The organism is Paenibacillus sp. MY03 (assembly GCF_002165585.1).
Lineage (GTDB): Bacteria > Bacillota > Bacilli > Paenibacillales > Paenibacillaceae > Pristimantibacillus > Pristimantibacillus agaridevorans.
Genome location: NZ_MXQD01000029.1, coordinates 1 through 2,251, shown reverse-complemented (window position 1 = coordinate 2,251; position 2,251 = coordinate 1). Strand labels below are relative to the sequence as shown.

General features: G+C 51.8%; 1 protein-coding gene. It reads left to right on the top strand.

Annotation, left to right across the window (positions count from 1 at the left end):
- The first annotated feature begins 839 nt into the window (after positions 1 to 839).
- Positions 840 to 2,168 (top strand): group II intron reverse transcriptase/maturase, encoded by a 1,329-nt coding sequence (ltrA, locus tag B1748_RS21005; protein ID WP_087569910.1) that lies wholly within the window; start codon positions 840 to 842, stop codon positions 2,166 to 2,168.
- Positions 2,169 to 2,251: the final 83 nt, after the last annotated feature.

The following is a 2,251-nucleotide window of genomic DNA, read 5'->3' as shown; positions in this document are numbered from 1 at the left end:
GACCTGGATTAGAGGTAGGATTTCCCACTAAAGCGCAAGCAAGGACGTAGACGGAGGCAATAGTGGGCGTTTTTCCACTTAATCGAGAGTAAGGGGATAGAACAGACAGGCAAGATGAGCGATGAGTTATGAGCGATGAGCGACACTTTAGGTTTTTCGAAAAATCTAACAGACACCTGTGACGCTATTTGTCCGTTTTTTGTCCCAAACAAACTTTAACAGACAGGAGAGACGTTACTTGGTCGCTATCAGTCAAATTGGCGTTGGGAGGATGCAAATAAAGTCGCCTGTGTCCGTTGTGCGCCTAGCCAAGCTGGGCATAACTAGCTGATGAAAGTTCAGCCGGGGTAAAGGCCAAGCTGCCCTGTAGCTAGTAGGCAGGTCATGGCGAAATCCATGGGTTGAAGCCCTACGAAAAGCATGAAAAAAAATAAAAAAAATCATGCGAAGCAAGCCCGCAGGCCGTAACATCCGAGTGAATCCTGCCGCACCGTAAAGCGTAACCCGCAAGGGACAAGAGGGAGCCGAGCCTTGAGCGGACGGGCGAAGGCCATGGAACGTGCAAAGAACTTGGAGCAGCACGGAAGAACCTTCCGGTGTATGGGGATCGGCATGTGGAGACAGTTATGTTCGGAACTAGGGAGACCCTCCCCCACACGGCAGCAAGGGGCCGTAACGAGCAAACCTATAAGCCTTGAAAGGTGAAGTGGTGAGCGGTGGGAAGGGAGTCGGAGGGGGCCGTAGTACCGAGGAAGCAAGGACAACATAACCTTGTGGAGGGAAGGGCGTCGAAAGACAATACCCCACTTCGTTCATGGGAACCAAGGAGGTAAGAGTGAGTGAATGCCGCAAAGGCTAACAACGCCAAAGAAAAAGCTCGAGAACTTCAAAGAACCCTCTACCTTGCAGCTAAGGAAAAGCCAGGACGGCGGTTCCATGCTCTGTATGACAAGATCAGTCGCGAGGACATCATGACCTATGCGTGGATGCGAGTAAAGGCCAATAAAGGGAGTGCCGGGGTCGACAAAATCACGATCCAATCGATCAACGAAGACTATGGCGAGAAGCGGTTTATCGCGGAGACATGCGGTCAACTGAGAAACGGTACCTATCGACCAACGCCGGTGCGTCGAGTAGATATTCCAAAAGATGATGGAAAGACAAGACCGCTCGGCATTCCGACGGTGAGAGACCGACTGGTACAGATGGCGACAAAGCTCGTACTGGAAGGCATCTTCGAGGCCGACTTCAAAGACTTCTCCTATGGGTTTCGTCCGAAACGCAGCGCGCACGATGCGCTGCAAAAGATCCTGACGACGGCGAACGAGGGGAAAGTATACTGGGTCGTGGATGTCGACATTCGGGGATACTTTGACAACATCTCACATGAGAAGCTGATGGCACTCGTCGAACAACGAGTCAACGACCGGAAAGTACTGAAACTTCTTCGCGGATGGCTGACGGCAGGCGTGATGAAAGATGGCGAGTGCTATGCTTCGGACCTCGGAAGCCCGCAAGGAGGCGTTATTTCCCCGCTACTGGCTAACATTTACTTGAACTACCTGGACACGATCTGGGAGAGGAAATACACGCAGCTCGGAACGCTGGTCCGTTACGCTGACGATCTGGTCATCCTATGTCATCGAAAAGCAGAAGCGCTGGAAGCGATACAGGTATTGAAAGCTGTTTTCGCAAAACTGGAGCTGAGCATGAATACGGAGAAAAGCAAGCTGGTGAATGTATGGGAGGACGATCAGGGCTTCGACTTTCTAGGCCATCATTTTCGCCGACTGCCGGTCATGCGCAAAGGGGGAAAAGTGGCACGAATTCTCCGGTGCTTCCCGTCGCAGAAAGCAATGAAGAAGATGAAGACGAAAGTAAAGGCAAGCACGTCGTCGCGAACGCTACTGAAGCGAAAGACCAGCGAGATCATCGCAGAACTCAACCCGAAAATAGTGGGGTGGAGAAACTACTACGCCAAAGCGGACAAAGGCCTAGCCAATGGCTTTTTGGCCAAGATCGACTGGTATATCCGTAAGAGGCTGATGATCTTCTGCCGGAAGAAGTTTAAAAGGTGGAGGCTGCGTCAATCCGGATTCTTCAAGATGCTAAAGGAAGCAGGGTTACAATCCGTCACGACCTGGACGAGTACGTACTGCGCAAGGTGAAGAACGTCGGAAAGCCGTATGCGGGAAAACCGCACGTACGGTTTGATGAGGAGGGGCTGGTAGTCCCAGCCCTTTACTCTACA